The organism is Cyclobacterium sp. (assembly GCF_014762705.1).
Classification (GTDB): Bacteria; Bacteroidota; Bacteroidia; order Cytophagales; family Cyclobacteriaceae; genus Cyclobacterium.
The window spans coordinates 18,487-40,430 of record NZ_JABURL010000102.1 but is presented as its reverse complement, the minus strand read 5'-3'; the positions used below and the strand labels follow the sequence as shown (position 1 = coordinate 40,430).

General features: G+C 43.6%; 25 protein-coding genes and 1 tRNA gene. 14 read left to right on the top strand and 12 right to left on the bottom strand.

Going from position 1 to position 21,944, the window contains the following annotated elements:
- The first annotated feature begins 155 nt into the window (after positions 1–155).
- The gene (locus tag HUJ21_RS20140) at positions 156–1,433 is read left to right on the top strand and encodes a Na/Pi symporter (RefSeq protein ID WP_291372347.1); all 1,278 of its coding nucleotides are present in this window, start codon (positions 156–158) and stop codon (positions 1,431–1,433) included.
- Here HUJ21_RS20140 and deoC read toward each other — a convergent pair.
- Positions 1,318–1,992 (bottom strand): deoxyribose-phosphate aldolase, encoded by a 675-nt coding sequence (gene deoC, locus HUJ21_RS20135; protein ID WP_291372345.1) that lies wholly within the window; start codon positions 1,990–1,992, stop codon positions 1,318–1,320. The genes HUJ21_RS20140 and deoC overlap by 116 nt on opposite strands.
- Positions 1,993–2,024: 32 nt before the next feature.
- Here deoC and HUJ21_RS20130 point away from each other — a divergent pair, with 32 nt between their 5' ends.
- Both HUJ21_RS20130 and HUJ21_RS20125 read left to right on the top strand, forming a co-directional pair.
- Positions 2,025–2,612, top strand: a complete 588-nt coding sequence (locus HUJ21_RS20130; RefSeq protein WP_291372343.1) for an isoprenylcysteine carboxylmethyltransferase family protein — start codon at positions 2,025–2,027, stop codon at positions 2,610–2,612.
- Positions 2,609–2,806, top strand: a complete 198-nt coding sequence (locus HUJ21_RS20125) for a hypothetical protein (protein ID WP_291372342.1) — start codon at positions 2,609–2,611, stop codon at positions 2,804–2,806. Before HUJ21_RS20130 ends, HUJ21_RS20125 begins: the two co-directional genes overlap by 4 nt.
- Before the next feature lie 29 nt (positions 2,807–2,835).
- Here the strand turns inward: HUJ21_RS20125 and HUJ21_RS20120 are convergent, their stop codons facing one another.
- From HUJ21_RS20120 to HUJ21_RS20110, 3 genes are all read right to left on the bottom strand, one after another.
- Positions 2,836–3,396: a gluconate 2-dehydrogenase subunit 3 family protein gene (locus HUJ21_RS20120; protein WP_291372341.1), complete on the bottom strand. Its 561-nt coding sequence runs from the start codon at positions 3,394–3,396 to the stop codon at positions 2,836–2,838.
- A 29-nt stretch (positions 3,397–3,425) separates the two neighbouring features.
- Positions 3,426–5,105, bottom strand: coding sequence for a GMC family oxidoreductase (locus HUJ21_RS20115; RefSeq protein WP_291372340.1), 1,680 nt, complete (start codon positions 5,103–5,105; stop codon positions 3,426–3,428).
- 130 nt (positions 5,106–5,235) lie between these two features.
- The gene (locus tag HUJ21_RS20110; protein WP_291372339.1) at positions 5,236–6,513 is read right to left on the bottom strand and encodes a nucleoside permease; all 1,278 of its coding nucleotides are present in this window, start codon (positions 6,511–6,513) and stop codon (positions 5,236–5,238) included.
- A 236-nt stretch (positions 6,514–6,749) separates the two neighbouring features.
- Between HUJ21_RS20110 and HUJ21_RS20105 the strand changes: the two genes are divergently transcribed.
- Genes HUJ21_RS20105 through HUJ21_RS20090 form a run of 4 tightly spaced genes read left to right on the top strand, consistent with a single transcriptional unit; the run spans position 6,750 to position 10,180 of the window.
- A complete protein-coding gene (locus HUJ21_RS20105) occupies positions 6,750–7,916 on the top strand; it encodes a Gfo/Idh/MocA family oxidoreductase (RefSeq protein WP_291372337.1) in 1,167 nt (388 codons plus the stop codon).
- A gap of 15 nt (positions 7,917–7,931) precedes the next feature.
- Positions 7,932–8,987: a sugar phosphate isomerase/epimerase gene (locus HUJ21_RS20100; protein WP_291372335.1), complete on the top strand. Its 1,056-nt coding sequence runs from the start codon at positions 7,932–7,934 to the stop codon at positions 8,985–8,987.
- Between the two features lie 17 nt (positions 8,988–9,004).
- A complete protein-coding gene (locus HUJ21_RS20095) occupies positions 9,005–9,439 on the top strand; it encodes a c-type cytochrome (RefSeq protein WP_291372333.1) in 435 nt (144 codons plus the stop codon).
- Positions 9,440–10,180 (top strand): DUF1080 domain-containing protein, encoded by a 741-nt coding sequence (locus HUJ21_RS20090; protein ID WP_366483763.1) that lies wholly within the window; start codon positions 9,440–9,442, stop codon positions 10,178–10,180.
- A gap of 517 nt (positions 10,181–10,697) precedes the next feature.
- On the opposite strand, the gene HUJ21_RS20085 is transcribed toward HUJ21_RS20090, so the two are convergent.
- The gene (locus HUJ21_RS20085) at positions 10,698–11,507 is read right to left on the bottom strand and encodes a DUF4412 domain-containing protein (protein WP_291372331.1); all 810 of its coding nucleotides are present in this window, start codon (positions 11,505–11,507) and stop codon (positions 10,698–10,700) included.
- Between the two features lie 211 nt (positions 11,508–11,718).
- Here HUJ21_RS20085 and HUJ21_RS20080 point away from each other — a divergent pair, with 211 nt between their 5' ends.
- Complete coding sequence (locus HUJ21_RS20080; RefSeq protein WP_291372329.1) at positions 11,719–12,030, top strand: type II toxin-antitoxin system HigB family toxin; 312 nt, start codon at positions 11,719–11,721, stop codon at positions 12,028–12,030.
- A 1-nt stretch (position 12,031) separates the two neighbouring features.
- On the top strand, positions 12,032–12,388 hold the full coding sequence (locus tag HUJ21_RS20075; protein WP_291372328.1) for a transcriptional regulator: 357 nt from the start codon (positions 12,032–12,034) through the stop codon (positions 12,386–12,388).
- A 250-nt stretch (positions 12,389–12,638) separates the two neighbouring features.
- Here HUJ21_RS20075 and HUJ21_RS20070 read toward each other — a convergent pair.
- Positions 12,639–12,714 (bottom strand) — tRNA-Lys (locus HUJ21_RS20070).
- Positions 12,715–12,822: 108 nt separating this feature from the next.
- On the opposite strand from HUJ21_RS20070, the gene HUJ21_RS20065 reads away from it, so the two are divergent.
- The gene (locus HUJ21_RS20065) at positions 12,823–13,548 is read left to right on the top strand and encodes a hypothetical protein (protein ID WP_291372327.1); all 726 of its coding nucleotides are present in this window, start codon (positions 12,823–12,825) and stop codon (positions 13,546–13,548) included.
- Here the strand turns inward: HUJ21_RS20065 and HUJ21_RS20060 are convergent.
- The 4 genes from HUJ21_RS20060 to HUJ21_RS20045 all read right to left on the bottom strand — a co-directional run bounded on the left by HUJ21_RS20060 (position 13,537) and on the right by HUJ21_RS20045 (position 17,581).
- Positions 13,537–14,169 carry an LON peptidase substrate-binding domain-containing protein gene (locus HUJ21_RS20060; RefSeq protein WP_291372325.1) on the bottom strand — a complete coding sequence of 211 codons (633 nt, stop codon included), beginning with the start codon at positions 14,167–14,169 and terminating at the stop codon, positions 13,537–13,539. The genes HUJ21_RS20065 and HUJ21_RS20060 overlap by 12 nt on opposite strands.
- Positions 14,170–14,407: 238 nt before the next feature.
- Positions 14,408–15,109 carry a hypothetical protein gene (locus HUJ21_RS20055; protein ID WP_291372324.1) on the bottom strand — a complete coding sequence of 234 codons (702 nt, stop codon included), beginning with the start codon at positions 15,107–15,109 and terminating at the stop codon, positions 14,408–14,410.
- 427 nt (positions 15,110–15,536) lie between these two features.
- Positions 15,537–16,859: a DUF5690 family protein gene (locus HUJ21_RS20050; protein ID WP_291372323.1), complete on the bottom strand. Its 1,323-nt coding sequence runs from the start codon at positions 16,857–16,859 to the stop codon at positions 15,537–15,539.
- Between the two features lie 5 nt (positions 16,860–16,864).
- The gene (locus HUJ21_RS20045; protein ID WP_291372322.1) at positions 16,865–17,581 is read right to left on the bottom strand and encodes an HAD hydrolase-like protein; all 717 of its coding nucleotides are present in this window, start codon (positions 17,579–17,581) and stop codon (positions 16,865–16,867) included.
- A gap of 158 nt (positions 17,582–17,739) precedes the next feature.
- Between HUJ21_RS20045 and HUJ21_RS20040 the strand changes: the two genes are divergently transcribed.
- Positions 17,740–18,321 (top strand): HD domain-containing protein, encoded by a 582-nt coding sequence (locus tag HUJ21_RS20040; protein WP_291372395.1) that lies wholly within the window; start codon positions 17,740–17,742, stop codon positions 18,319–18,321.
- Positions 18,322–18,355: 34 nt separating this feature from the next.
- Here HUJ21_RS20040 and hemH read toward each other — a convergent pair whose 3' ends face one another.
- The gene (gene hemH / locus HUJ21_RS20035; RefSeq protein ID WP_291372320.1) at positions 18,356–19,387 is read right to left on the bottom strand and encodes a ferrochelatase; all 1,032 of its coding nucleotides are present in this window, start codon (positions 19,385–19,387) and stop codon (positions 18,356–18,358) included.
- 352 nt (positions 19,388–19,739) lie between these two features.
- Between hemH and HUJ21_RS20030 the strand changes: the two genes are divergently transcribed.
- Genes HUJ21_RS20030 through HUJ21_RS20020 form a run of 3 tightly spaced genes read left to right on the top strand, consistent with a single transcriptional unit; the run spans position 19,740 to position 20,983 of the window.
- Positions 19,740–19,952, top strand: a complete 213-nt coding sequence (locus HUJ21_RS20030) for a hypothetical protein (protein ID WP_291372319.1) — start codon at positions 19,740–19,742, stop codon at positions 19,950–19,952.
- On the top strand, positions 19,936–20,409 hold the full coding sequence (locus HUJ21_RS20025; RefSeq protein WP_291372317.1) for a DUF6036 family nucleotidyltransferase: 474 nt from the start codon (positions 19,936–19,938) through the stop codon (positions 20,407–20,409). The genes HUJ21_RS20030 and HUJ21_RS20025 overlap by 17 nt, the downstream gene beginning before the upstream one ends.
- Positions 20,399–20,983 carry a flavodoxin family protein gene (locus tag HUJ21_RS20020; RefSeq protein ID WP_291372316.1) on the top strand — a complete coding sequence of 195 codons (585 nt, stop codon included), beginning with the start codon at positions 20,399–20,401 and terminating at the stop codon, positions 20,981–20,983. The genes HUJ21_RS20025 and HUJ21_RS20020 overlap by 11 nt, the downstream gene beginning before the upstream one ends.
- Before the next feature lie 164 nt (positions 20,984–21,147).
- On the opposite strand, the gene HUJ21_RS20015 is transcribed toward HUJ21_RS20020, so the two are convergent.
- Entirely contained in the window at positions 21,148–21,744 is a 597-nt protein-coding gene (locus tag HUJ21_RS20015) for a hypothetical protein (protein ID WP_291372314.1), read from the bottom strand.
- Between the last annotated feature and the right edge of the window lie 200 nt (positions 21,745–21,944).

Here is a 21,944-nt window from a genome sequence, read left to right as displayed (position 1 = left end):
TCTTACCCACTCAAACGGGCATTTTTTAAGCGATTCTACCTGAGCAACTTCTGTAATATTAATTTTAACATAAGTTTTACCTGAAAAGCGTGTAATTCTCTTTTCTCTATACGTATTTTGCAGCTTCAATTGGCCTCATCTATTTGCATTTTTAAATGACCATTACTCCCAAAGGCAATACTTATAAAAAAAATGTGATCCTTGCGGGCACGGTAGTCCTGGGTTTGCTGTTTTTTATGTTTTCCATTGACTTTTTGACTTATGCCCTGGCAAGGCTTAACAATGATGTGGCCAACACCCTGTTTATGGCTACCTTCAACCCTTTTGTGGGCCTGTTTATTGGTCTGTTGACGACAGCCCTGATCCAGTCGAGTTCTACGGTTTCTGCCATGGTAGTGGTATTGGTTGCTTCCGGCAACCTGAGCCTGGCACAGGCTGTCCCCTTGATCATGGGGGCAAATATTGGTACTACCCTTACCAGTACCCTGGTGGCTTTCGGATATATCATGAAAAAAAAATCCTTTCGAAAAGCACTCTCCGCCGGAGTTCTACATGATATATTCAATATCATTTCCGTAATTATACTTTTGCCCCTCGAAATCTATTTCGGCATCTTGAGTAAAATGGCTGCCTGGATCACCCATGGCATTGTCGGAGAAAGCCGGCTTTTGGATGGAGACGTGGCCTATCAGGGGTTTTTCCTCAGGCCACTAAGCATTTACCTTTCAGAAATATTACATTGGCCTTTGCTTTCCCTATTGACGGGAGTTTTGATCCTGGCAGGATCCATCCAAATGCTTTCCTCCCTGGCCTATAAATCACTGATTACGCCAAAATTCAAAAAGATTCGAAAACATATTTTCAATTTCCCTTTCCGCTCCTTTGCTTATGGCATGTTTATTACTGCTGCCGTACAGTCCAGTACCATTACCACTTCCCTTATGGTCACCGCTGTGGCAACCGGAAAAGTGGCATTGAGAAAGGTTTTTCCATTTATAATGGGTGCCAATTTAGGGACTACCATTACGGCTGTGATCGCCGCATTTTATAAAACAGAAGCAGCGATCAGCGTGGCCATTGTTCATGTCTTGTTCAATCTGATAGGCACCTTAATATTCCTACCCTTTCCCGGGCTCAGAGACATCCCTGTGAGGCTGGCAAGGAATTTTGGGAAAACAACGGCCAATACCCGGATAGTGGGCTTTGCCTATATACTGCTCACTTTTTTTGTCATCCCTTTCTTTTTGATCTATTTTAATCAAACAGAAACTAAACCAGATCCGGTAAATAAATCCCGACAACCTGTCATAAAAGAAATCACCCAATTTGAGACTGATCCGACAGGTACGCCTCCATTATCTGCGGACCACTACTGGTCCCAATCCGGTCAGCTCCGGCTTTTATCATTTCGAGTGCCTGCTCCAAGGTCTTGATACCACCACTCGCCTTAATGCCTACCTGACTGGGAAGACATTCCCGCATCAGTCTTACAGTGGCCGTCTTTGCCCCCTCAGGAGCAAAACCGGTAGAAGTTTTGACAAAGTCCACTCCTGCATCTCTGCAAATGTCGCATGCGTCTCGCAACTCCGCCTCATCCAGGTAGGCTGTTTCCACGATTACCTTCAGAAACTTCTCTTCATCGTGGCAGCAGTTGGCCAATTGAGCCAGTTCTATTTTAGGCCAGGTCATTCCGGACTTAAAAGCCGTAAGCGACCAGACCAAATCCAACTCATCCGCACCATCCCGAATGGCTTGCTGTGCCTCAAATACCTTGGTCTGTGTCATGCCATATCCAAATGGAAAACCTACAACTGTTACCACCTGAATATCTTCCGTTGCCAATTCCCGCTTGACTTTTTTTACCCAGAAAGGAGGTACACATACTCCCCTGAACTGGTATTTTCTGGCCTGGGCTATCAACCGGGTTATCGTTCGCTCATCCACCGACGGATGAAGGGCCGTGTGCTCAATATATCGATGTAAATTTTTCATTAATCACTCAAATTATAGATATTCGTATCTTTATGGAATATTTTATCCTCAGCCTGGGCTGGTTGTTTTTCTACATTAGCCATACTTTCCTGGCAAGTCTCAATATAAAAAGAAAAGTTAAAGCCTGGATGGGAATGGTATACAAATGGTACAGGTTCTGTTATAGCCTGTTTTCCACAATGGTTTTTTTTGCGCTTCTCCTTCTTGCCGGATCCATTGACCCCATTTGGCTATTGGTTTCCTCACCTTTAACAACCTACCTGGGCTTTATGCTGGCTACCTTTGGAACCATCATCGCCGTGAAAAGCATGAAGCATATTAAAACAAGCAGGTTTCTGGGATTAGAACCACATGATGACCTGAAAGCAAATGAACCACTGATTACTGAGGGTTGGTACAGTTACATGCGCCATCCCCTATATGCAGGTTTAATTCTTGTGTTTCTAGGTTATCTGCTGTACGTACCCAATCTGGCATCCCTCGTCCATTTACTGGCACTTTTGCTCTACCTGCCTTTTGGAATTTACTTTGAAGAAAAAAAACTTCTGGAACAATACGGTGAAGCCTATACCCGCTACCAAAACAAGGTGCCTCCACTTATCCCCCGATTTAAAAAATGAATGAACTTATACTATATTCCGTACTGCTATTGTTGGTATTGACTCACCTGGTATTGGCCAGCCTGTTGTACAGGAAAATCAATAAGAATACCCGGCTCAGCTTTCATGAAAAAAATGACTGGAGGCTTAAAGCCCTGATATTTCCTGCTTACTATTGGTTTCAATATAAAAAACACAAAGCCCGCCATTTATAGCGGGCTTTGATATGAAAACGGGGCTATTTTTAAATGGCCCAGGCTTTGTCTCCTTTTTTGTATTCCATACAAGGGTCATACCTACCAGGTGTCTCTATAAAACGCAAGGCCTGGGTAGCACCTATTTCTGAGGTAAAGTAACCCAGTAATGTCAAATCCTTGATCATCAGGATATATTTTGCCTCTTCGCTATTTTCAGCATTCTGATTCATTGCAGCCTTGTTGAGCTGGTTGAGAAAGGCTGTCCTCTCTTCTACCGAAGCTTCCATAAAGTCCTTTCCTGCTTCTGATTTAAAACTGCTTTTCAGGCTATTGAGCCCATTGATAAAGCTTTTTTGCTGCTCTTCCGTGTAAGTGTCTTTGACCATCATGGCCATGAAACCACCTATTCCCGCAGCCTTGGCCCCCGGAGTATCTGTGGTAGGGATAATGGCTTCTCCGATTTCATCCATATAGGCCAGTTCCTCCTCAGAGAAATCCAATCCCTCTATTTGCTTTTCGGGAGCACATCCGGTAAGGATCACATTGGCTCCTACCATGGTTCCACCCATCATGAGTACTACACTCTTCAAGGCCTCTCTTCTATTCATTACAGTCATCTTGTTTCTTTTTTTGGGTTTTACAAATTGCCTTTCTTCAATTCTTCCACTGCAAAGTTTGCTGCTCTGGCGGTCATGGCCATGTAAGTCAGGGAAGGATTCTGAGCTGCAGCTGATACCATGGCAGCCCCATCTGTAACGAATACATTTTTCGCATCCCAAACCTGGTTGTTGCCATTCAAGACAGAGGATTTGGGATCTCTTCCCATCCTTGCTGTACCCATTTCGTGTATGCCTTGTCCGAAAGTGTAGCCTCTGTCATAGGTAGATACATCTTTCACTCCGGCGGCTTCCAGCATTTCTGCGGCATCATTCATCATGTCTACCCGCATTTTCTTTTCGTTGTCACGGATTTCTGCATCCATTTCCAACACATACATGCCCCATTTGTCCTTCTCGGTTTTGCTGAGCTTTATGGTGTTGTCATGATAGGGAAGAATCTCGCCAAAGGCGGTCATACCCAGGGTCCAGGCTCCTGGTTCGGTCAACTCTGCTTTCAACGGTGCGCCAAAATCCAGTTCTGCAACCGTCCTGCTCCAGCCTTGTCTGCTGGCTCCTCCCTGGTAACCGAAGCCACGGACATAATCCCTGCTTTCACTACCTACATTCCGGTAGCGGGGTACATAAAAGCCTCCCGGCCTTCTGCCGAAATAATATTTATCCTCATAGCCCTCTACGGTGCCATTGGCTCCCAGACGAAAATGGTGATCCATCACATTGTGTCCCAACTCCCCGGAACTGCTGCCCAGCCCTTCTGGCCAGATATCTGTCGCAGACCGCATCAATACAGCCGTAGAATTAAAGGCTGAAGCACAAAGAAACACGATTTTGGCATCAAATTCATACGTTTCATTGGTCTCCCCATCGAGAACTTCTACTCCCGTAGCCTTTTTGTTGTCTTTGTCATACAATACCCTGGTAACAATGGACCATGGCCGGAGTGTGAGATTACCTGTGGCTTCCGCTGCCGGTAGGGTTGAGGACTGGGTGCTAAAGTAGCCTCCAAAGGGACAACCCAGCGAACATTTGTTCCTATACTGACAGCCCGGTCTTCCCGGAAGAGGCTGGGTGATATTGGCCACCCGGGCGTTGGTCATTACCCTGGATCCACCAAAGTGGTTCTTCAATCGCTCTGCCACATCCTTCTCTACACAGTTTAAAGGAATCGCCGGCATAAACTCTCCATCAGGTAAAATGTCCAGACCATCCTTGTTGCCGGAAATACCCGCAAATTTTTCTACATAACTGTACCAGGGTGCCAGGTCTTTGTATCTGATTGGCCAATCGACTGCAATTCCTTGTTTTGCATTGGCCTCAAAGTCTATATCTGCCCAACGGTAAGATTGCCGTCCCCAAAGCAGGGAACGCCCCCCAACCTGGTAGCCCCGGAACCAGGTAAATGGTTTTTTCTCGATGTATGGAGAATCGTCCTCGTGCGCCCACCAGTCCAGATTGAGTTCATTAAGCACATAATCCCTTCTCAGATTGGGATGATTTTCCAACATTTCAACGGTTCTCCTACCCCTGTGTGGTATTTCCCAGGGTGCTTTGGTTGCATTTTTATAATCCTGTACGTGTTTGACATCAGGTCCCCTCTCCAAAAGAAGGACTTTCATACCCTTCTCTGTCAGTTCTTTTGCTGCCCATCCGCCGCTGATTCCGGAACCAACGACAATAGCGTCATAACTTTGATTAGCCATATATATGAATTGTTTATTTTAGGTATTGCAATACTATTGATATTTTTAAAGAATTCGTATGATTTTATCCTTTTACTCTTTTCACTACAGCCTATTTATAAATACTCTAAATTACTTTTTCCCTTAACTATTATGTAGGTAACTCACTGGATTGCTGAATGTTTTTCTTATCCCGCCGCAGCGCATTGGCTTTCTTGAAGTCATTGTCCTTGAAAAAAACCACAAACAAAATGGTGACAAAGAACGCAATCCCAGAAGGGATCAACCAGATATTTTTCCATTGATGAACCCCGTCAGAAAAATACATATCGGACACAAATCCCGCTATCCAAAAGCCTATCAGCATGCCTATACCGTAAGTGGCCAGGGTGATCAGTCCCTGCGCTGCACTTTTATATTTGGGTCCTGCCTTGGAATCGGTATAAATCTGACCCGAAACAAAGAAGAAATCATAACAGATACCATGCAGGGCAATACCAATGATCAGCAAGTAAGTTCCTTCCCCTGCATCACCAAAAGCAAAAAACACATAGCGGACCACCCAGGCCAACATGCCCACCACCAAAGTGGTTTTTAAACCAAATTTCCTGAAAAAGAAGGGCATCAATAAAAGAAACAAAACTTCCGATACCTGTCCAATAGTCATTTTACCTGTAGGATTGGATAGGCCAACTTCTGACAAAAAGGGATTGGCATTCTGGTAATAAAAGGCCAGGGGAATACAAATCAAAACCGAGGATATAAAGAAAATAGCAAAATCCTTATCCTTTAATAGCTTCAGGGCATCCAAGCCCAGCAGTTCTGAAACAGACTGCTTTTCATTATTTTTTGCGGCAGGGGGCGTTGCCGGTAAGGTAAAAGCAAATAACCCCAGAACCAGTGAAGAAATGGAAGACATCAGGAAGGTATTTCGCAAAAGGCCCTCACCAATGGCCGCCGGACTGTCCCAAACAAAGAAAAAGCTGATCATCAAACCGGAAGCAATCCAACCAATGGTGCCCCAAACCCTGATACTGCTGAATTCCCTGGAAGGGTCTTTCATCTGGCTGAATGAAACGGAATTGGCCAAAGCCAGGGTTGGCATATAAATCAACATGTACAGAAAGACATAGGGGTAGAATGCAGCAAAACTGTCTGAAATAAACATCAGGTACATCAACACTGCTCCCAGCAAATGTAAAATACCGAGAATTTTTTCTGCATTGAAGTACCTGTCCGCTATCAGGCCGATGACAAAAGGAGCTATGATGGCCCCAAATGACTGGGTAGAAAAGGCAGCTGCCAGTTGTGCCCCACTAGCCTCCAGATTATTCCCCAGAAAAGTCCCCAAAGTAACATACCAGGATCCCCACACAAAAAACTCCAGAAACATCATCAGGGAAAGCTTAAATCGGTTGTTTGTCGTCATGTTTATTCAGGATTATGGTTTTTGCAGGGGGCAATCAGCCTTCAAACTATTGTGGGATTTATTTAAATTTAAGCCAATTTAATGTAAATTTATCATTTCGGAAAGTGAGAGAGGTATTCTCAGTCTGGCATTCGGGTGTTTTGCTCAAGCTGGAAATCATTGCATTTCTTTCACCCGAAAATAAATATAGAAGTTTAAATCGAACTAAAAAAACCAGTAAACCAAAGATCAGAATAATGAGCAAAAGAAAACTTAAAATGGGTATGATTGGTGGTGGACCCGGCTCTTTTATAGGGGCAGTCCATAGAATTTCCGCTGCCATGGATGGTATTATTGAACTGGCTGCAGGAGCTTTTAGCAGCAGTCCTGAAAAATCTGCCGAGACGGGCAAGGAACTCCTTTTGCCTGCCGAAAGGGTATATGGGTCCTATGATGAAATGTTTGCCAAAGAAAAGCAATTGCCTGAGGAAGAAAGAATCGATTTTGTCGCCATCGTTACTCCCAATCACGTACATTTTGATCCCACCAGAAAAGCCCTTGAGAATGGTTTCCATGTGGTATTGGATAAGCCCATGACTTTTAATTACGAAGAGGCCAAGGAACTCAATAAAATTATTGAAGATACAGGACTTTTATTTTGTCTGACCCATACCTATACTGGTTATCCTATGGTAAAAGAAGCCCGACACCTGATTGCAAGCGGAGTATTGGGAAAAATCAGGAAGGTCTATGTGGAATATCCTCAGGGCTGGCTTTGGACTACTTTGGAAAAGACGGATTACAAGCAGGCGATCTGGAGGACAGACCCCACAAAAAGTGGCATCGCCAATTGCATGGGAGATATTGGTACGCATGCCTTTAACCTGGCTGAATATGTGAGTGGCCTTAAGCTGACAAAGCTTTGCGCTGATTTAAATATAGTGGTGGAAGGCAGGACCCTGGATGATGATGGAGCGGTATTGCTGAAATTCGATAATGGGGCTTCAGGAGTTTTGATGGCAACTCAGATTGCTACCGGAGCAGAAAACAATATCAAAATCAGGGTGTTTGGAGATAAGGCCGGTCTGGAATGGGAACAGGACAATGCCAATTCCCTGATCGTAAGGCACCCGGAAGCTCCCGACCAGATTTACCGCACGGGAGGAAACATTCCTTACCTTTCTTCCTGGGCGATGGAAAATATCCGTACCCCTGGCGGACATCCGGAAGGTTACCTGGAGGCCTTTGCCAACTTGTACCGCAATTTTGCCAGAACATTGTATGCCAGGAAGAATGGAGAACAGCCTTTAAAGGAATGGGAAGACTTTCCGGGAGCCGAAGATGGACTCCGGGGCATGGCTTTTGTAGAACATGTTGTAAAGAGTGGGAAATCTAACGAAAAATGGACTAAATTTGAACTTTAAAAAACAAAGACCCTTATGAAAACCATTAAAGGACCAGCCTTATTTCTGGCGCAATTTGCAGATGATGTAGCACCTTTCAATAACCTGAAGGACATTTGTACCTGGGCAGCAAGTATTGGCTACAAAGCCGTACAGATCCCTACCTGGGATGCCCGGCTTATTGATCTGCAAAAAGCGGCTGAGGACATGAACTATGTCAAAGAAATCCAGGCTACCGTTAAGGCCGCCGGAGTGGAAATATCTGATTTTTCTACCCACCTCCAGGGGCAATTGGTGGCTGTACATCCAGCCTACAATGAATTGTTTGATGCTTTTGCACCGGCAGAGCTGGCAGGAAACCTCAAGGGAAAGCAGGAATGGGCCGTGCAGCAACTGATGTGGGCAGCCAAAGCTTCCAAAAATTTCGGTATGAACACCCATGCCACCTTTAGCGGTGCATTAATGTGGCATACTGTTTACCCCTGGCCGCAGCGCCCAGCCGGTCTGGTGGACACTGGATTTGAAGAATTGGCCAGAAGATGGCTTCCCATACTTGATGAATTTGATAAATACGGAGTGGATGTGTGTTATGAGTTGCATCCCGGAGAGGACCTGCACGATGGCGTTACCTTTGAGCTGTTTTTAGAAAAAGTTAATCACCACAAAAGGGCCAATATCCTGTATGATCCCAGCCATTTTGTTTTACAATGTCTGGATTACGTTGAATTTATTGACATTTACAAGGACAGGATCAAAATGTTTCATGTCAAGGATGCTGAATTCAACCCTACCGGCAGGCAAGGCGTGTACGGCGGCTATTCCAGCTGGGTGGAAAGGGCCGGAAGGTTCCGTTCTCTTGGAGACGGACAGGTAGATTTCAATGCCATTTTCAGCAAATTGTCTCAGTATGGTTTTGATGGCTGGGCAGTATTGGAATGGGAATGTGCTTTGAAACACCCTGAAAACGGTGCCATAGAAGGAGCCAAATTTATCAGCGATAAAATTATCCGGGTGACAGAGAAAACATTTGACGATTTTGCCTCCACCGGAGCTGATGAAGGATTGAATAAAAAAATATTAGGAATCAATTAATCTATCTATAACAAACAATGAAGTTAAATATCAAGCTAAGCCTGGCCATCCTTGCAAGTGCAATGATGGCTGTATCCTGCGGTGGCTCCGGTGGCGGAAGTTCCGAGTCTGAATCAACATCCAGTACCCCTCCACCTGCTCCCGAACCACCAAAAGAGGTGAACCTGGAAGAAAAGTACAAAGATGACCCCATTTTTATCAGAGGTGTGGAATTGATGCAGCAGAATGACTGCCCAAGTTGCCACATGATTGAAAGAAAAATAGTGGGTCCATCTTATGCCGATGTGGCCGCAAAATATGAGAGCACGGAAGAAAATGTAGAAATGCTTGCCGGCAGGGTCATTGCAGGGAATGTAGGTGAGTGGGGAGAAATCCCTATGCCTGCCCATCCGGCCTTGTCTGAAGATGATGCCAAAGACATGGTAAGGTACGTACTCTTGCTAAAAAAATAAATGATGCAAAAAACAACCCTATCATTAGCGGTTATGTCACTGGCAGTTTGGAGCTGTGGCCCATCTAGCCAGGAGAATACCGCTACTGAGGAAAATATCGAGGAGATTATTGTGACTGAAGAAGAATGGATCAGCCTTTTTGACGGCAACAGCCTTACTGGCTGGACAGGGTACGGCAAGGATCAACCCGGAGAAGCCTGGGAAGCAGCGGATGGTGTCCTATACTTTAATGCCCAAAAGAAAGAAGATGGTGCTAGCGCAGGAGATTTGGTCACCAAAGAAAGTTTTGGTGATTTCCACCTGGAGTTAGAATGGAAAATCTCTGAAAATGGCAATAGTGGCATCATGTTTCATGTACAGGATAATGGTGAATATGGGGCTCCCTATTTCACCGGACCCGAATACCAATTGCTGGACAATGATGGCCATCCTGATGGAAAAATAATCACTCATCGTACCGGTGACCTGTACGACCTGATCGAATCTACTGAGGAAGCTGCCAAACCTGTAGGGGAATGGAACAAATCAGAAATCAAAGTAGAAGATGGGCAACTGCAGTTTTTCCTGAATGGCGTAAAAACAGTGGAAACCACGCTATGGGATGATCAATGGAAAGCCATGGTGGCGGAAAGCAAGTTTGCCCAATGGGAAGATTTTGCTACCTTCAAGGAGGGTAAAATCGCCTTGCAGGACCATAATGACGATGTCTGGTTCAGGAATATCCGCATCAAAAGATTGTAATTTTAAATTTTTATAAGCATAAAAAAGCCGCTGTTTACAGCGGCTTTTTTTATATTCTGATAGCCAGAACAGCCTTGAGAATCTAGCGCATTTTTTCACATATGTGTAGAATAAAAACCTGAGTTTGATTCTAGATGAAGTACATTTTGCCAGTTTACATGCAAAAGCGAATCGCCATCTCCTTCGGATTTCTGTAAATAAGTTCCTCTGCTCCGGCGGAGTCAAGGGGATTTTTCGAACATCTTTAATTTCTATCAATTGGAATTTTTAGAAAGTTACCTGATAACCCCGCCCTGAAAAATCAGTGCAGGCTCCCCCATGGTACCTTAATAACCCCAATCGACATGACTGAGCAGGATCCTGTTCAAGGCTTGTTTAATTGTTTCCAATTGGGTAAATATTGGTCCATAAGCGATTTTAAGTTATGGTGCCTTTCCTGCAAATGGACCATTTCAGGGTGTACCTTTGTAGGCTATCCCTATAAAAACCGGTCCAAAAAACAGGGTGAAGAAATTAATTATTCTACATTGGAAAGTTTGTCGCCCTGGGTACTGAAAATGGCATCTTCCACCGAATCCTGAAAATTGATCAGGTTGAGTTGAACAGCTGCTTTTCCTTGTTTGCTGCTCAGGTTTACCTGCAGGGGAAGCCCTTTTACGCCAAATTGCCCAAATTGCTCCAGCTCATCCTGGGACTTTCCGGCACCTACCGTTTGGTAACTTAAGATTTGCATCATGCTGAGGGGTATATCTTTGGTGATCCACATCTCAGCTTTGTAATCGCTGCTTTCGGCAAGCACCTTTTCGCAGGAATAGCCTTCAATGGTCCTGGTTTCGCCCGTATAGGTGGGCTGGGCACTTGTTTTGGCTTCAACCTGGCCCTTGGCATGCTTTATCCCGGGCCAATACTTGTCATTCATCGGCAGCACATAACCCCCTTTCTGGCCTTTCATTTCGAATAAGGCCGTTATGCTGGCATCTGAAGGATGGAATACCATTCTCATATCGGGCTGACTCCCTTTGGCATGGATAATTATAGCGGTTTTTTCGCAGCCAAAATAAAAAGACATGGTATCTGCCCGTGTATTGCCGTTGGGGAAATTCTGACTGGCGACAAGGTCAAAACTTCCAACAAATGGTTCCAGGGCCGGAATTTGGGTATTGGGGACTGGGTTTTCGGTGGTCTTTTCGCTTTTGAGAAAGGAAAACTTGCCCGCTGCCTCTATTGATAATGTTGGACCCAGGGTAGTATGGCCAAATGAATGTAGGGATGTCGGAGCTATGGAAAAAAGGCAAAGAAGTGCTATATGGTATAGTCCGCTAGTCATGTTTAACAGGGAGAATGAGCATCATACCTGATGGAAGTATTTTGAATCAGGAAAACAGTTTACTAAAAATAAGCAGATTGGCTTACAAAAACAAATGGCTAGCCGATGACAATTACAACATATAAAGAGCTGATTTACAGAAAATTCACAATTGATTGTAAAAACGCAGGAAAAATGTTTTCTATTAGTGAACTTTTTGCCATCTTTAGGTGTGTTTAATATAATTACCCGCAAAACCTTATTGGCGTACGCTGAAAAGTATCCAGAAGCCAAATCTGCGCTCTTTGAGTGGTATCATGAAATCTTAAGATCCGATTTCAACAATTTTAATGAATTGAAAGCGGCTTATGGAAATGCGAGTTTGGTGGGTGATGACCGGGTTGTTTTCAATATCATGGGAAACCATTTCCGCCTGGTAGTTAGATTTGTTTTTGATTTCAGGGCGGTCCAAATCAAATGGTTTGGAACCCATAAGGAATACGATAATATTAATGTTAATACAGTGGACTATAAAAAAAGATGATATGGAGCTCCATGTAATTAAATCCGATCAGCAATACGAGCAGTACCTTGATTGGGTAGATGGGCTATTTGATAAGGGAATAAAACCTGATTCCCCTCAGGGCAAAAAGGTAGAAGTCTGCCTGCTATTGATCAAGGATTATGAGGACAGAAATTTTCCAATCCCTCTTCCTGACCCTATTGAGACCATTAAATTAAAAATGGAAGAATTGGGCCTAAAGAATAAAGACCTTATTGGCAAAGTGGGGAGCAAAAGTTATGTTTCCATGATTCTAAGCGGTAAAAAGCCTTTGACCCTGAACCTGGCCAGAATATTCCACAAAGAATTGAATATTCCTGCCGATATACTACTTTCCTAAGGGACATTTTCTTGACGGCTTGTCCTCCGAATCCTCCCACAAGCCAGCCCTGCTTCGGGATAAACTTCTCACCCGGGCAAAGCTTTAAACGAAAAAAACCTTGCTCCGAGGAACAAGGTTTTCAATTATGGTGATCCCGCTGGAGTTCCCCGACTTGGTCTCCTTAGGTCGACCGTCGGGGTAAACTTCTCACCCCATGAAATCTCTAAATAAAAAAAGATTGCATATTACTATACAACCTTTTCTAACTTGGTGATCCCGCTGGGGTTCGAACCCAGGACCCTAACATTAAAAGTGTTATGCTCTACCAGCTGAGCTACGGAATCAGAAAACAAATTTTAACAGGAAAACCTGTTGATTATTTCCAAAGAAAACTTGGTTTTGCGCCTCGCTTTCCCGTAATTGGACTGCAAATTTAACGGACTAGATTGATAATGCCAAATCTTAGATGGATCTTTATTGCTTTTTTGTTGCCTTTTTCCCTGCTTTCGCTTTATCAGGCTGATTGTCAGGCTCAGGCCTCCATGCCCCTTCAACGTGCAGACAGTTTGTTTTCGCAAAAGAAATACCAGGAAGCGCTGGAAATCTATGAAAACATCCTCCATGAGGAGGGTACCTATTCTCCGGCCATGCTGCTAAAAATGGGTTTTATTGCTGAAGGAATCGGGGATTTTGGACAGGCATCCCTCTATTTGTCCAAATACTATGAGCACAATCCCAATCCTGCCGTCATTGAAAAAATCAAATCTCTGACCAATCAGACCAGGTTGGAAGGGTATGAGGTGTCTGATCAAGCCAGGTTTTTGAGTGTTTTGGTGGACTATAAAACGGAAATTACGGGTGTCTTCGCCTTTTTACTCTTGCTATCACTGATCCTGATATTAGTGATGCGGGAAAAAAGATCTGTTTTTTACATTCCTGCCCTGATTTTTCTTGTTTTGGCCTTTATCAGCAATAATTTTATCCAAAAGCCGGAAATGGCCATTATTACAGGCAATACTGTTCTGATCATGGATCAACCATCTGCTGCCGGTAAACTGGTCAAACGGGTACAGGCAGGTCACCGCATTACCATTGGTTCCAGTCAGGACATGTGGTACCAAATCGAATGGGCTAATCGCAAAGCCTTTATCAGGAAAACTGATGTATCAAAAATTTAAAGGATCCAAATATTTGAAATGTCCGTTCATCTTGATTTTATGCTTGGAGGATTCAATTTCTTTCAAGATAGGAATGATTTTTTGAAAGTGTTGCATTAGGAAATCCAGGCGCTCTTCTTCATGGTTAATCGACAGCAGTGCATATTCCTCTGTTAATTTTAAGCCCACTTTATGGGCATAGGCAAAGGAATTCAAATCTGCCATCTCTCCCAGATTCAGCGGCTGCTCCATGAGATCATAAAGATTTTCTAATGCCCTGGAGAAGGCTTCCTTTTTTTCGATGGATGCTTTGGTTTTATCCAAAGGAATAATTTCCACCTTGCCTCCGGCATATAGTTTTCCTTCGAGGGGATTGTTAAAATCAAGAATTTTAAAAGTTTTCAGCCCTTTGGTTTTTATATCCATCCTTCCGTCTTCATACCTTTTGGTTACTTCCCGCACCATCATTTCCGTTCCCAGAGGCATCAGTTTGTCTATAAAGGTGCATATGCCAAAGCTTTCGTTATTCACCAGACATTCGCTGATGAGTTGCTTGTACCGAGGCTCAAATATGTGGAGATTGAGCTCTTCTCCAGGAAATGCGACTAATTTGAGGGGAAAAAGGGCCAATTCTTGCGTCATTATCAATCTGGTTTTTTGCTGCCAATCATGTGATGGTTCCATTCTTAACTCCGGATTTACATGATGGTTTTCGAATAGAACCGATTTGGTACAGGTTTGTCCGTAAAGACTAAAAAATAATAATTGATTGACAACTGGATAATTGAATGAACCTGATGGAGCAAAATCTGCCCTATTTCCCCGGTTAGTCTTTCAAAGCACTGTATGTTAGAAAAATGGAAAACGATTGAAGCATCAATTAATTTTCATCTTCGAGTTCTTCTTCCGCATCTACCATGGAAAGAATTTCTCCCGGAGACATATACAAGGTTCTGATTTTGGTTTTATAGCCCTCAGGCAATTTTTCATGATTCAACACAAAATTCTTGGTGGCAATGATTTTCTCTCCCAGTCCAGAGGCCACCGCATAACTGTCAGCAGCAATCTCAGCTTCACTGACAAAGCTTTTGGAAAGATAGTATTTGACACCAAATCCCAAAAGGTTGAAAGCACTTCTTTCCAGGTAGTCCTGTATGTGCCCAAGTTCATGACCAATCCATCCCAATAGAACTTCTTTGGGAAGGCTTTCGATTGGTACAGCCTCGTCTTCCAATGCCAGGTAGCGGCTGATCTTTATCCGGTAGCCACGTTCTTTTTTACTTGAAAATAAAAGGGAGCCGACTTTCGGTTGTGCCTGCATCACAGAGCCATGTATGTTTTTTTTGAACTGAAAGTCTATTTCTGTTTCAAAAAGATCTGGAAAATAGGATAAAGCTTCCAGTGTAATGTCGCGTATTTCAAGGGGGATACTCTTATTGGTGGAAAAACGCTCCAAATCGTCATTGGAAGTAGCTAGAACAGTGGGCTTGGCCATAGGCTCTTTTTTGTTGAATACCTCTATAGAATTGTAAATCAACAAAAAATTTATAGATAAAAACGCATTGAATATTAAATAAGTCATGTTTTGTGCTTCTTTTATCTTCTTAAAATACATAACCCAAGGCTCTAATCCAAAAAAAGTCAATGATAATATTTTGATTTTGCTTACATGATGCTGCCTTGTGCGTTTGCCGCCCTTCAAAGTACTTGTTTGCTGCCTCCGGTTTTTCTAAAAAGAAAAATCAACGTTGTTCTAAATCAGCTACCTTTCTGACTGGACTGGTAGAAAAAACAAAATGGCTTCGCCTTGTGCCGGTTAAAAGTTTAAATTCATCTGTTTATATTTTTTTCTAAAAGTCATGCCTTTCCCCTTCCGAAGGTTCCGGTATGCGGGAGAATATCGCACCTGTCTGCCGGTCTTTAGCCAGGTGTTTGAAAACATCCCATGCTGTGACTTTCTTGTCATACCGGTCTGCATCAGGCAGGCCTGGCTATTTGTGGCAATACATCTATCTGAGTATTTCCGGGATTGTTTTTAAGCCAGCAAGCAGTTGGTACCCCTGTAATTTCCTGAAAAAATACACCCCGCTTAACAGCATCAATACAGCACAAAAACCCATCATCCAAACCAACCCCTGGGAATAAAAACTCAGCCAACTCATGGCTTCCCAATCTCCGAATTGCTTGAATACCAAAATGCCGCAAGATCCCAGATAGCCGAAACTATCCACCAGGTACATTAAAAATCCAACATTTCCGGAATATTTAAAGGCTGCCAATAACCTGTCAAATAGCAGACAGTTAAAGGGAATATAGGCCATATAGATGCCGGTACCGGTAGCCACCATCCAGTAAAATGGATCCAACCAGCCCGAAAGCATGGAAAGGGTACTCAATACGGCCAAAATAAATCCTGAAATGATGATCAAATGGTAAAGAAACAAGGCTTTTAAATTGTTTTTAACCAGTACCAGCAAGCCCATCATCAGCAATAGCAGCAATGTGACAGGCACCTCGGTCTGTGTAAGCAGTTCCGGCGGAATTTCCACTTTCAGGTCCTTCCAGATCTCCACCACAAAATTGTCCCTGATATCCCGGAAAGCGGTTAGGATCATGTAGACCAATACCAACAAAATGATGCCTACCTTGAATTGACTGAAATAAGCCTTCCTTTCATTGCTGTTCATGGACCTTCTTTGGGTTTTCAAATCAATATCCCCATTGCTGGGGGCAGGAGTATGGTCCAGCAAAAAAACAGTCAAAACCAATAGGGGGACAAAAATAGCCCCTGTTAAAAAGGGCATCCAAAAGGGTCCTATTGACCAATACTCCAACAGGTACCTGCCAATAGATTTTACAAAGCCTGAAGAAAACACAAAACTGATGGCCAAAATACTTCCCATCATTTCAGTAAATTTTCTGCCTTCCAAATAATGAAATACCAGGCCCCAAATCAGTCCAAGCGGGAAGCCATTGATTAAAAAACAGCCTATATTGAAGGGGGCCGGCAGCAGGGCAAAACCCAGTAGACCCATCCAGGAGACCCCTATCAAGACAAGGATCAACCTGGCCCTGTGACTGGCATTCAGCTCTGAGATCATTTTGATACCATAAAACTTGCTGGCCATATAGCCAATGGTTTGCATCAATATCAACCAGACCTTAAGGTCAAGTCCCAACCATTCTTCTCCGGAAAATGTGGCAGCAGCAAAGGGTTTCCTAAAAGCATACATGCAGCTGTAGGTCAAAAAAGCCATTGATGCTGCAAACACACTCATTAAAAAGGGGTGGATCGCAGCCAGCTTCCTTTCCAGCAAAGGGATACGTTGCATGAGACTTAATCCTGTTGTGTAGCCATTTCTCGCTCCACCAGGGGCAGGATTTCGCTGAGGGCATGTACAACATGCGTAGGACCATGTGCCCTCAATTGTTCTTCGGTATATGCTCCGGTCGTCACTGCAATGCTCATCAGACAACCGGAATTTAATCCTTCATGGATATCCACTTCAGTATCTCCTATTTTGATCACTTCAAGTGGGTTTCCAATACCAAGGGCAGCCATCATTTTCAAAATCATGTCCGGATGAGGCCGCCCTTTTTTAACCTCATCGCTACATACCGTAATGTCAATCAGGGGATGCCCTTTCCAACCAATTCTGCTCAGGATGGTATCAGTGATATCCCGGCTAAAACCAGTATCCAGACCCACTTTGATCCCCATTTGTTGCAAAGACTCAAAAACTTCCAGGGCATCGGCCATTGGGGCTATGTCAGGGCTATGCTTGTAGAATTGTATCATTTCCGCCACAAAACTATCATGAATCTTGTCAATCAGTGCTTCTGTAACCTGCTCACCGGGTGAAATATGGTTTTGAAGCATTTCCCGGATGGCCAGCGGCTTGGGATAACCCATTTTTTCGTTTGCCTCTTCCAGGCTTACTTTTCTGTAGCCATGATTAAAAAAAGCTTTTTGAAAAGCCTGTGCTACATTGCTATGATCTTTAATGGTGGTTCCGGCCATGTCAAATACGGCCAGCTTGATGGGGTTTTTCATAAATGGAAAGCGTGGTAGCGCTATATTTTTGCTTGTCAAAATACCTAAAATATACCGGATATTAAAACGCTTACTTATCAAGCTTGTGTTAATTTTTAATTAAGCGGTATAGGCATTCATGCAGAATATGATTATTTTCAAAAAAAAATATTTCGATGATGACAAAATCGTCCTCCCAGCCAAAGATTGATGCGGTCTTTTCCTTGTATGAATCGTATGGCCATGCCGATTATATCGGTGAACCGGTATCTCAAATCGAACACATGTGCCAGGCAGCCCAGCTTGCAGAGCAGGAGGGGTATGGTGCTGAAGTGATTCTGGCAGCATTTTTCCATGACCTGGGCCATTTATTTGCCCAGGAAAAGGAATTGGAAGAAATGGATGGTTTTGGTGTAATGGACCACGAAAAGCTGGGAGCGGAATATTTGAGAGAACTGGGATTTCCTGAGTTGATTGCGCTTTTGGTGGAAAGCCATGTAGCGGCCAAGCGCTACCTAACCTATAAAAACCCCGAATACTTTAGAAAATTATCCGAAGCCAGCAAGGAAACCCTGAAGTTTCAGGGTGGTGTCATGACGGCAGCCGAAGCCCTGGCTTTTGAGGCAGATAAAAACCATCAGCTGATATTAAAAATGAGGGAGTGGGATGAAAAAGCCAAACTTACCGGCATACCACTTCCGGATCTGGAAAAATACAGGAAAATGGCAAAGGACCTTCTTGAAGGCCATGCCAATTCCTGAAAATGATAAGGGCTGAGAAAAGGTGGTAACCTGCTTAATCTTCTTTAGTCACCAAATCTTTCACACATTTTACCCAGGTATCCCGGGAGTTTAGACTGGGTACAAGGTCCCATTGCTCTCCCCCCAACTCCATAAACTGCTCTTTATATTCCTCACCAACTTCCACGGTGGTTTCCAAACAATCTGCTACAAAGGCCGGCGAAAAAACCAATACCTTTTTTACGCCCTTACCGGCCATTTCCTTTATCAGATCCTCTGTGTAAGGCTTGATCCAGGGATCCTTTCCCAAACGGGACTGAAAACAAGTGACTACTTTTTCTGGAGGAAGGTTTAATTTAGCGGAAATCAACCTGGTGGTATAAAAACACTGCGCCCGGTAGCAGAACTGGTTCTTTTTTGTGTAATTGCCACAGCAGTCGCCCAACTGGCAATAACCAGCTACTGAGCCTTTCCTGATCTGTCTTTCTGGCAATCCGTGATAGGAGAAAAGAAAGCGGTCGTATTCACCCTGGGCCATCATTTCCCTACCCAACTCGGCCCATGCTTCCAGAAACAGGGGATGTTCCACAAAATTGCTGATAAAGCGAATATTGGGAATGATCTGCCATTCCCGGGCCAGTTCCATAACCCTGTCTATTACCGATCCATTGGTAGCTGAGGCGTATTGGGGAAAAAGAGGCAAGACGATAATCTCTTTGACATTGGCCTTGTTCAATGCCTTTAATCCATCCGCTATGGAGGGTGACTGATAGCGCATGGCCATTTCCACCTGGTATCGGCTGCTGTCCAATAGGGGGATCAATTTTTCCTTTAAATCTACTGTATGAAACAAGAGGGGTGATCCTCTTTCCGTCCACAACTTGCGGTATTCCCCTGCCGACTTGGGTGCCCGGAAGGGGGCAATGATCAGGTTTACCAGCATCCAGCGGGGTATAAGGGGAATATCGATCACCCTGCCATCCATTAAAAATTCCCGGAGGTATTTCCGAACATCTGCGGTGGCAGTGCTGTCCGGCGTACCCAAATTGACCAATAAAATGCCTGTTTTGGCTTTATTTTTATTCATGAGTTGTTGCGAACCATTATTTCTTTTCAGTAAACCGAAATTACAAGCTTATGTTAGAAAATACCAGTAGAAGTTGGCATTTTAGTACAGATCCGCTCCTCCGGATTTTCAATCCTGTGGTCCGGATAAAGGGGATTTGTAATCCCCGTAGAATGGACCTCAGCAGGATTACAAATCCTGCATAATCTGAGGTCCGACATTGCAAATGTCGGACAGCGCGTTCTCGTACCGCTCTGCGGGATTTGTAATCCCGTGGCCAAGATAAAGGGGATTTGTAATCCCCATAACGTGAATTTTCACAATCCAGAACTTTTTTTATGCTTATATTGCTACTGCCAAAGACCAGTAAATAATGAAACTAGACAAAAAAGCTTTTGCCATCCAAAGTTTCGAGGAAGCTGCGGATCATCAAAAACAGTATAAAAACCTTTCGGAGGAAGAAAAAAGGGATGTCTTTCTTCACCTGATGCAAGCTGCCTATGGGTTTGTAGGTAGTGACTGGCCTAAGATGGATAAGGACTATTTTGAGGTAAGAAGTTTGATCAAAGATGGTAGCACTTCTTAATCTGTTTAATAATGATTTTAAAGACTTTATCGAAAGTCTGAACAAGTTTGATGTGGCGTATATCCTAATTGGAGGGTATGCAGTAGTTCTGCACGGTTATCACAGGACGACAGGAGATATGGATATTTGGGTAAAAGCAACAGAAGAAAATTATAGAAAACTTATTAAGGCATTTTCATTTTTTGGATTACCCACCAATGCCATACGTCTTGATCAATTTTTGAATAGTGACAGGTATGAAGTTTTTTCATTTGGAAGACCCCCTATGGCTATTGACATTGTGACTGCCATTCAAGGAGTTGAATTTGATGATGCCTATCCGAGTGTGAAAATTGTTAAAATTCAAAATATTGAAGTGAAACTCATAAACATTTCGGATTTGATAAAAACCAAAAAGGCTAGCGGTAGGTATAAGGATTTAGATGATCTTGAAAATTTAGATTTTAATGAAAGATAAAGCACTCAGCCAATACCTGATTTTATGTTTCCTGATTTTCTTAAGTGCAAAAGCAATGGCACAGGATTATCCCAGCATCCTCATTGCTTATTACTCCGGTTCAGGCAATACCCAAGCCATGGCTGAAGCTGTGGCGGAGGGAGTGGAACAAGTCGATAATGTCAGTTACACCATCAAACCCGTTGAGGAGGTGATCGAGGAGGAGGTCTTGAATGCCTCCGCCATCATTTTGGGTTCCCCTGTGTACAATGCCAATATGGCCCCTCAGGTGCAGGAATTTATCAATAGCTGGCCATTTGAAGGCAGGCCCTTAAAAAATAAGATCGGTGCCGTATTTGTCACGGGTGGCGGCTTTTCCCTTGGGGAAGAATCGGTGATGTTTGGCATGATCCGTGCGATGCTGGTTCACGGGATGCTGATCATAGGTGGAGCCGAAACAGAGGCAGCATTTGGAGCTTCGGCAATTACCGGGGAGGGTGATTATACGGGAAAAGAGGTGGATATCTTGTTTTTAAAAAAAGCTGAAGGACTGGGAAGAAGAGTGGCGGAGTTGGTATTGAAATTGGAAAGGTAGTCCCGAATGGATTTAGCTCTGCGGGATTAACAATCCCCATAAAGTTCAGGTCAGCAGGATTACAAATCCTGATCATCTGTCGTCCGACATTGCAAATGTCGAACATCACGTTCCCATGCTGCTCCGCGGGATTTGTAATCCCCGGTAACTGAATTAAACCCCCTTCAAGGCAGGTTAACGATCAACTTCATGCGAAATGATCCTTCTGTAACCCTTAATTCGGTATCGCCACGGCCTGTACTTGGAGTAATGGGACCAAAAAGGGTAGCTTCAAATGTACCTTCTATCAAATCAGTTCCGATGTGGGTCAATGTCAGGCTGCCATTGTCAGGAACGCTTATGGTCGGATAATTTTGCTGCAGCAGGGCAGCATTGTACATGTTTCCCTGTAAATCTGACCGGGTAAAAATCAGACTGGGCAAAAAAGAGCTTTCGTAAGCCCTGACCCCTTCCTGCAGCTGATAGGTCCTTTCTTCAAACACTTCCTCACTCCATAGGGCAATGCTGAAAAAGTTACTGGTGCCGGTACTTCCCTCCCCCAGGGCCTGGATCAGGGAGCTGAAAATACCCCCATTGGCATCATAGCTGAAAATCACAGCATGGTACTCCATCAACCTATACTCCACCCATTCCCCATTGATCTTAAATTTCATGAAATAGTCAGCCGCAGGTGCTGGATCCTCCGTTTTACTGCAAGATGTCAAGAGCTGAATGGAGGCCAGAAAGAAGACCAAGCCTATTTTTTTTAAAAACCTGTTCATCGTTTTTTATGAAAAATAGGGAGGATTTTTAAGCGAAGAAAGTAATAATGATTGACTAGTGGTTTCTATTGATTATTCGTTCGTGATTTATTAATAACTGCTATAAAAACGTTATTCCAACAATTATCTTTTTTAAAGCAGCAAGCGGAATGATGATAGGTTCTTTTTAGAAAACAGGGGATTTTTTACGCAAAAATGAA

What these genes read in the sequence shown, in the direction of transcription:
- HUJ21_RS20140 (WP_291372347.1), top strand. Translation starts at nt 156, where the DNA reads ATGACCATTACTCCCAAAGGCAATACTTATAAAAAAAATGTGATCCTT.
- deoC (WP_291372345.1), bottom strand. Translation starts at nt 1,992, where the DNA reads ATGAAAAATTTACATCGATATATTGAGCACACGGCCCTTCATCCGTCG.
- HUJ21_RS20130 (WP_291372343.1), top strand. Translation starts at nt 2,025, where the DNA reads ATGGAATATTTTATCCTCAGCCTGGGCTGGTTGTTTTTCTACATTAGC.
- HUJ21_RS20125 (WP_291372342.1), top strand. Translation starts at nt 2,609, where the DNA reads ATGAATGAACTTATACTATATTCCGTACTGCTATTGTTGGTATTGACT.
- HUJ21_RS20120 (WP_291372341.1), bottom strand. Translation starts at nt 3,396, where the DNA reads ATGAATAGAAGAGAGGCCTTGAAGAGTGTAGTACTCATGATGGGTGGA.
- HUJ21_RS20115 (WP_291372340.1), bottom strand. Translation starts at nt 5,105, where the DNA reads ATGGCTAATCAAAGTTATGACGCTATTGTCGTTGGTTCCGGAATCAGC.
- HUJ21_RS20110 (WP_291372339.1), bottom strand. Translation starts at nt 6,513, where the DNA reads ATGACGACAAACAACCGATTTAAGCTTTCCCTGATGATGTTTCTGGAG.
- HUJ21_RS20105 (WP_291372337.1), top strand. Translation starts at nt 6,750, where the DNA reads ATGAGCAAAAGAAAACTTAAAATGGGTATGATTGGTGGTGGACCCGGC.
- HUJ21_RS20100 (WP_291372335.1), top strand. Translation starts at nt 7,932, where the DNA reads ATGAAAACCATTAAAGGACCAGCCTTATTTCTGGCGCAATTTGCAGAT.
- HUJ21_RS20095 (WP_291372333.1), top strand. Translation starts at nt 9,005, where the DNA reads ATGAAGTTAAATATCAAGCTAAGCCTGGCCATCCTTGCAAGTGCAATG.
- HUJ21_RS20090 (WP_366483763.1), top strand. Translation starts at nt 9,440, where the DNA reads ATGATGCAAAAAACAACCCTATCATTAGCGGTTATGTCACTGGCAGTT.
- HUJ21_RS20085 (WP_291372331.1), bottom strand. Translation starts at nt 11,507, where the DNA reads ATGACTAGCGGACTATACCATATAGCACTTCTTTGCCTTTTTTCCATA.
- HUJ21_RS20075 (WP_291372328.1), top strand. Translation starts at nt 12,032, where the DNA reads ATGGAGCTCCATGTAATTAAATCCGATCAGCAATACGAGCAGTACCTT.
- HUJ21_RS20065 (WP_291372327.1), top strand. Translation starts at nt 12,823, where the DNA reads ATGCCAAATCTTAGATGGATCTTTATTGCTTTTTTGTTGCCTTTTTCC.
- HUJ21_RS20060 (WP_291372325.1), bottom strand. Translation starts at nt 14,169, where the DNA reads ATGACGCAAGAATTGGCCCTTTTTCCCCTCAAATTAGTCGCATTTCCT.
- HUJ21_RS20055 (WP_291372324.1), bottom strand. Translation starts at nt 15,109, where the DNA reads ATGACTTATTTAATATTCAATGCGTTTTTATCTATAAATTTTTTGTTG.
- HUJ21_RS20050 (WP_291372323.1), bottom strand. Translation starts at nt 16,859, where the DNA reads ATGCAACGTATCCCTTTGCTGGAAAGGAAGCTGGCTGCGATCCACCCC.
- HUJ21_RS20045 (WP_291372322.1), bottom strand. Translation starts at nt 17,581, where the DNA reads ATGAAAAACCCCATCAAGCTGGCCGTATTTGACATGGCCGGAACCACC.
- HUJ21_RS20040 (WP_291372395.1), top strand. Translation starts at nt 17,740, where the DNA reads ATGACAAAATCGTCCTCCCAGCCAAAGATTGATGCGGTCTTTTCCTTG.
- hemH (WP_291372320.1), bottom strand. Translation starts at nt 19,387, where the DNA reads ATGAATAAAAATAAAGCCAAAACAGGCATTTTATTGGTCAATTTGGGT.
- HUJ21_RS20030 (WP_291372319.1), top strand. Translation starts at nt 19,740, where the DNA reads ATGAAACTAGACAAAAAAGCTTTTGCCATCCAAAGTTTCGAGGAAGCT.
- HUJ21_RS20025 (WP_291372317.1), top strand. Translation starts at nt 19,936, where the DNA reads ATGGTAGCACTTCTTAATCTGTTTAATAATGATTTTAAAGACTTTATC.
- HUJ21_RS20020 (WP_291372316.1), top strand. Translation starts at nt 20,399, where the DNA reads ATGAAAGATAAAGCACTCAGCCAATACCTGATTTTATGTTTCCTGATT.
- HUJ21_RS20015 (WP_291372314.1), bottom strand. Translation starts at nt 21,744, where the DNA reads ATGAACAGGTTTTTAAAAAAAATAGGCTTGGTCTTCTTTCTGGCCTCC.